The following is a 6309-nucleotide window of genomic DNA, read 5'->3' as shown; positions in this document are numbered from 1 at the left end:
GGCCCGGCGCGGCCTGCCGCCGCCGGCGCACGCGCCGCTGACCCTGCGCGCGCTCGGCACCGCGCGGCTGCCGAGCGACCAGGAAATCGAGCGCAATCCGCGCTCGCGCAGCGCCGTGTTGCGCGTGGCCGAACGCCTGGAGGCCGCCGCATGAAGCGCATCGGATTCGTGCTGTTCGCTCTGCTGCTGCTGGCCGACATCGCCAGCGCGATCGGCGTGGTCTACCAGCGCCACGAAGGACGCGTGCTGTTCATCGAGATGACCCGGCTGAACAAGGAGCGCGACGAAATGAATTTCGAATATGGCCGGCTGCAGCTGGAGCAGTCGACCTGGGCCGAGCCCAACCGCATCGAGCAGGTCGCCCGCGGCCAGCTCGGCATGGGCTCGGTCGACCCCGCCGACGTGGTGATCGTGCGCCGCTGATGAACATGCCGCCGCGCCCGCGCGAATTCGCCGAAGCAGCCACGCGGGCCAATACCGCGGCCGGGCTGCGCGCGGCCACGCGCGCCCGGCCGGTCAATCTGAAGGCGCGCCTGTCGGCCGTGCTGATGCTGCTGACCCTGGCCGGCACCGGCCTGGTCGTACGTGCGGTCGACCTGCAGGTGCTGCGCAAGGACTTCTACCAGGAGCAGGGCGACGCGCGCTATCTGCGCGACGTGCCGATCCCGGTCTCGCGCGGAACCATCCTCGACCGCAACGGCGAGCCGCTGGCCGTGTCCACGCCGGTGGAATCGATCTGGGCCAACCCGCAGGAGCTGCTGCAGCACAGCGGCCGCATCCCGGAGCTGGCCGAGGCGCTCGGCGTCGACGAGAGCGTGCTGCGGCAGAAGCTCGAGCAGCGTGCGGACAAGGAATTCCTCTATCTCAAGCGCCATCTGAACCCCGACGACGCCAAGCTCATCCTCGACCGCAAGATCCCGGGGATCAGCGCGCAGCGCGAGTTCCGCCGCTACTACCCGAGCGGCGAGGTCATGGCGCACGTGCTCGGCTTCACGAACATCGACGACCGCGGCCAGGAAGGCCTCGAGCTGGCCTACGACGAATGGCTGGCCGGCAAGCCCGGCGCCAAGCGCGTGATCCGCGACCGCCTCGGCCACGTGGTCGAGGACGTGGAGCTGCTGCGCGAGCCGCAGCAGGGCCGCGACCTGACCCTGTCGATCGACCGCCGCATCCAGTCGCTGGCCTATCGCGAGCTCAAGCGCGCGCTGCTCGAGCACGGCGCGACCTCGGGCTCGATCGTCCTGCTCGACGCCCACGACGGCCAGATCCTCGCGACGGTCAACCAGCCCTCGTTCAATCCGAACGCGATCAACAACGGCGACACCTCGATACGGCGCAACCGCGCGCTGACCGACGTGGTCGAGCCGGGCTCGACGATGAAGGCCTTCACGATCGCCGCGGCGCTGGAGAGCGGCAAGTGGAAGCCGAACACGCCGATCGACGCGTCGCCGGGGTCGATGCCGCTGGCCGGCCACATCATCCGCGACACAAGCAACAAGGGCCTGATCGACGTGACCGGCGTGCTGACGCGCTCGAGCAACGTTGGCGCGGCCAAGATCGCGCAGTCGCTGTCCAACGACCACCTCTACGACATGTTCAAGCGGGTCGGCTTCGGCGAGAGCACCGGCAGCGGCTTCCCGGGCGAGGCGCCCGGCGTGCTGCCGCCGGCCAGGAGCTGGGGCGTCGTCGAGAAAGCGACCCTGTCCTACGGCTACGGCCTCAACGTGACGCCGCTGCAGCTGGCCCAGGCGTATGCGGTGCTGGCCAACGGCGGCCGCCTGCGTTCGCCGACTTTCGTGAAGGACGGCATCAACAACCCCGAGCGCGCGGTGATCGATCCGGCGCTGGCGCAGACCTTGATCGGCATGCTCGAAACCGTCATCACGCCGCGCGGCACGGGCTTGCGCGCGGCCGTGCGCAACTACCGCGTCGCCGGAAAGACCGGCACCTCGCGCCGCGCCGTCGCCGGCGGCTACGACAGCCGCTACATCTCCACGTTCGCCGGCATCGCGCCGGCCAGCAATCCGCGTCTGGTCTGCGTGGTCGTGATCCACGATCCCAAGGGCGCCTATACCGGCGGCATGGTCGCCGCGCCGGCGTTCAGCCGGGTCATGGACGGCGCGCTGCGTCTGCTCGACATACCGCCCGACAACGTCGAGAAGTGGTATGCCGACGGCGCCGGCAACTGGGAGCCGGTGCAGGCCGGCGACGCCGCGCCCGAATACGCGCCGGGTGCGACCAGCTACGAAGAAGGGGTGCCGGAATGACGGCCGCCCTGCCTTCGCGTTTTCCGCACGCCGCCGCCCGCCGCGGCGGCCTGCGTTCGCTTGCCCCGGCGGCGCCGTCGCGGGAAGTGCCGGTCCGGGACGACCGGGCTCCCGCGCGGCCCGCTCCTATGGCGGGGCTGCCGTCATGCTGAATCTGCGCCTGTCCGAAATCGCGGTCTGGACGCGCGGCCACCTGGCCGGTGCCGACGTGACCGTGCGCGGCGTGGCCACCGACACGCGTGCCCTGCGCGGCGGCGAGCTGTTCGTCGCGCTGAAGGGCGAGCGCGTCGACGCGCACGATTTCCTCGGCGCGGCTGCGGAATCAGGCGCGGCCGCCGCGCTGGTCGCGCGCAAGGTCGACGCGCCGCTGCCGCAGGTCGTCGTCGCCGACACCGAGCGCGCGCTCGGCGATCTGGCCGCGGCCGTGCGCGCGAGCTGCGACGCGCGCGTGATCGGCATCACCGGCTCCAACGGCAAGACCACGGTCAAGACGCTGACCGCGTCCATCCTCACGCGCCGCGGCGCGACCCACTGGACCCAGGGCAATCTCAACAACGAGATCGGCCTGCCGTTGACCCTGCTCGCGCTGCCCGAGGACACGCGCTATGCGGTGCTCGAGATGGGCGCCGGCAAGCCCGGCGACATCGCGTATCTCGCCGGGATCGCGCGGCCGGAAATCGCGCTGGTCAACAATGTCGCCCCGGCGCACCTGGAACGCATGCACACCCTGGCCGGCGTCGCCGAGACCAAGGGCGCGCTGTACGAGGCGCTGCCCGGCGACGGCATCGCGATCATCAACGGCGAGGACGGCTTCGCCGCACTGTTTACAGGGCTGGCCGGGGCGCGGCGTACGCTGCGCTTCGGCTTTTCTTCGGTGTTCGAGGTCTGGGCCGACGCGCTGCGCCTGGGGACGCGGTCGCAGTTCCGCCTGCATGTGCCGCAGGGCGAGACCGACGTCGACCTGCCGCTGGCCGGCCGCCACAACGTCTCGAACGCCCTGGCCGCGGCGGCGATCGCCGTCGCGCTCGACGTGCCGCTCGAGGACATCCGCGCCGGGCTGGAGCAGGCCGGCGCCGTCGCGGGCCGCCTCGTTCGCCGCGAGACCGCCGCCGGCTGGACGCTCGTCGACGACAGCTACAACGCCAATCCGGGCTCGGCGGCCGCGGCGATCGACACGCTCGTGCTGCTGCCGGGCGAGCCCTGGCTCGTGCTCGGCGACATGAAGGAGCTCGGCAGCGACGCGGTCGTGCTGCATGCGGACATCGGCGCGCGCGCGCGCGCGGCCGGCGTGCGCCGGCTCTACGCGACCGGCGAGCTCAGTCGCGCCGCGGTGCAGGCCTTCGGCGACGGCGGCCGACATTTCTCCGCGCAGGCGGAGCTCATCGATGCGCTGCGTGCCGACCTGCACGCCGGCGTCTGCTGTCTGGTCAAGGGCTCGCGCTCGTCGGCGATGGATCGCGTGGTCAAGGCGCTGCTCGGAGCGCAGGGGGATTCGCATGCTGCTTGAACTGGCCCGCTGGCTGACGCCCTACGTCAGCGCCTTCCACGTCGTCCAGTACCTGACGTTCCGCGCGATCATGGCGACCCTGACGGCGCTCGCGGTCTCGCTGCTGCTCGGTCCCGGCATGATCCGCCGCCTCGCCGCGCTGAAGGCCGGCCAGGTCATCCGCCAGGACGGCCCGCAGTCGCACCTGTCCAAGGCCGGCACGCCGACCATGGGCGGCGCGCTGATCCTCGCCGCGATCGCGATCACGACCCTGCTCTGGGCCGACCTGGCCAACCGCTACGTCTGGCTCGTGCTGGCCGTGACCGTCGTGTTCGGCGCGATCGGCTTCTATGACGACTACAAGAAGCTCGTGCTCAAGGACAGCCGCGGCCTGGCCGCGCGCTGGAAATATTTCTGGCAGTCGGTCGGCGGCCTCGGCGCCGCGCTGTTCCTCTACTACTCGGCCGACGTGCCGGCGGCGACCGCGCTGTACCTGCCGCTGTTCAAGCAGGTCGCGCTGCCGCTCGGCGCGTTCCTGTTCGTGCTGCTCGGCTATCTGATGGTCGTGGGCTTCTCCAACGCGGTGAACCTGACCGACGGCCTCGACGGCCTGGCCATCATGCCCAGCGTGCTCGTGGCCTGCGCGCTCGGCGTGTTCGCGTATCTGGCCGGCAATGCGGTGTTTTCCAACTACCTGCAGATCCCGGCCGTGCCGGGCGCCGGCGAGCTGACGATCTACTGCGGCGCCCTGGCCGGTGCCGGACTCGGCTTCCTCTGGTTCAACACCTATCCGGCCCAGGTGTTCATGGGCGACATCGGCGCGCTCGCGATCGGCGCCGCGCTGGGTCTGATCGCCGTGATCGTGCGCCAGGAAGTCGCGCTGCTGATCATGGGCGGCGTGTTCGTCATGGAGACGGCCTCGGTCATGCTGCAGGTGGCCAGCTTCAAGCTGACCGGCAAGCGCCTGTTCCGCATGGCGCCGATCCACCATCACTTCGAGCTCAAGGGCTGGCCGGAGCCGCGCGTGATCGTGCGCTTCTGGATCATCAGCGTCGTGCTCGTGCTGATCGGCCTTGCCACGTTGAAGGTCCGTTGATGAGCGACGCCCAGGCCACCCGCCGCAGCGAACTGCCCGGTCGTTACGACCGCGGGCTGCTGCTGGCCGCGCTCGGCCTGGCCGGCCTCGGGCTCGTCATGGTGGCGTCGAGCTCGATTCCGGTGGCCGACAATCAGCACGTCGGGCCGTTCTACTACGTCACGCGCCACCTGATCTTCCTCGCGCTCGGACTCGGCCTCGCGATCACGGCGATGCGCATCGAGCTCGAGACGGTCGAGCGGCACAGCGGCGTCGTGCTGCTCGCGGGCTTCGCATTGCTGCTGGCGGTGTTCGTGCCGGGCATCGGCATGCGCATCAACGGCGCGCTGCGCTGGATCCATCTCGGCATTTCGGGCTTCCAGCCGGTCGAGGCGTTCAAGCTGCTGCTGATCCTGTATCTGGCCAGCTACCTCGTGCGCCATCGGGAAAGCGTGCAGCGCAATTTCTTCGGGGTGATCAAGCCGATCGGCGTCGCCGGCATCGGCGTGGCGCTGCTGCTCGTGCAGCCGGACTTCGGTTCGGCCGCGCTGATCGGGGCGACCACGGTCGGCCTGATCTGGCTGGGCGGCGCACGGCTGCGCAACCTCGTCTTCCTCGGCCTGCCGATCATGCCGGTCATGGCGTATGCGGCGATGTTCGCGGAATACCGGCTCAAGCGCCTGACCTCGTTCCGCGACCCGTTCCTCGATCCGTTCGGCGACGGCTACCAGCTCGCGCAGGCGCTGATCGCGGTCGGTCGCGGCGAATGGCTCGGCGTCGGCCTCGGCGGCTCGGTGCAGAAGCTGTTCTACCTGCCCGAGGCGCACACCGACTTCATCCTCGCGGTGATCGGCGAGGAGCTCGGCCTGCTCGGCATCGTGCTCGTGCTCGCGCTGTTCGCGTGGTTCTGCGGCCGCGGCCTGCTGATCGGCGCGCGCGCGGTGCAGCGCGGCCTGTATTTCCAGGGCTATGTCGCGTTCGGCGTTTCCCTGTGCATCGCGCTGCAGGCGCTGGTGTCGATCGGCGTGAATCTCGGTGTGCTGCCGACCAAGGGGCTGACCCTGCCGCTGATCAGCTCGGGCGGCTCGTCGGTGATGATGACCTGCGCCATGATCGGCGTGCTGCTGCGCGTGAGCTACGAACTGTCGCGCGAGGAAGCGCAGAGCGCCGAAACCACGCAGGCCCGCGTACAGGCCGGAGTCTGGGCATGAACGCGACGGCGCAGGCGCCCGTGCTGATCATGGCCGGCGGCACCGGCGGGCACATTTTCCCCGGCATCGCCGTGGCCGACGAGCTGCGCGCGCGCGGCGTGCCGGTGCTCTGGATGGGCGCGGCCGGCGGACTGGAAACCGAGCTCGTGCCGAAGGCCGGCATCGCAATCGAGACGCTCGACATAGCCGGGGTGCGCGGCAAGGGGCTGGCCGTCAAGCTCAAGGCGCCGCTGCGCATCGCGCGCGCCGTGCTGGCCGCGCGCCGCGTGC

6 protein-coding genes are annotated in these 6309 nt (G+C 70.6%); all 6 read left to right on the top strand.

Annotated elements, in window-relative coordinates; translation table 11 throughout:
* The first annotated feature begins 150 nt into the window (after positions 1 to 150).
* Positions 151 to 423 carry a cell division protein FtsL gene (gene ftsL / locus NON22_RS18800; RefSeq protein WP_306673903.1) on the top strand — a complete coding sequence of 91 codons (273 nt, stop codon included), beginning with the start codon at positions 151 to 153 and terminating at the stop codon, positions 421 to 423.
* Positions 423 to 2267: a peptidoglycan D,D-transpeptidase FtsI family protein gene (locus NON22_RS18795; RefSeq protein ID WP_306673902.1), complete on the top strand. Its 1845-nt coding sequence runs from the start codon at positions 423 to 425 to the stop codon at positions 2265 to 2267. The genes ftsL and NON22_RS18795 overlap by 1 nt, the downstream gene beginning before the upstream one ends.
* A gap of 145 nt (positions 2268 to 2412) precedes the next feature.
* On the top strand, positions 2413 to 3774 hold the full coding sequence (locus NON22_RS18790) for a UDP-N-acetylmuramoyl-tripeptide--D-alanyl-D-alanine ligase (RefSeq protein WP_257388489.1): 1362 nt from the start codon (positions 2413 to 2415) through the stop codon (positions 3772 to 3774).
* Positions 3764 to 4849 carry a phospho-N-acetylmuramoyl-pentapeptide-transferase gene (gene mraY, locus NON22_RS18785; protein WP_257388488.1) on the top strand — a complete coding sequence of 362 codons (1086 nt, stop codon included), beginning with the start codon at positions 3764 to 3766 and terminating at the stop codon, positions 4847 to 4849. The genes NON22_RS18790 and mraY overlap by 11 nt, the downstream gene beginning before the upstream one ends.
* On the top strand, positions 4849 to 6039 hold the full coding sequence (gene ftsW, locus NON22_RS18780; RefSeq protein WP_257388487.1) for a putative lipid II flippase FtsW: 1191 nt from the start codon (positions 4849 to 4851) through the stop codon (positions 6037 to 6039). The genes mraY and ftsW overlap by 1 nt, the downstream gene beginning before the upstream one ends.
* On the top strand, positions 6036 to 6309 hold a 274-nt coding region (locus tag NON22_RS18775), incomplete at its 3' end, for a glycosyltransferase (protein ID WP_257388486.1). The genes ftsW and NON22_RS18775, both read left to right, overlap by 4 nt.

It is taken from the genome of Tahibacter caeni (assembly GCF_024609805.1).
Lineage (GTDB): Bacteria > Pseudomonadota > Gammaproteobacteria > Xanthomonadales > Rhodanobacteraceae > Tahibacter > Tahibacter caeni.
Note: the sequence above shows the minus strand (reverse complement) of the source record. Positions and strands in the feature narration are given on the sequence as shown.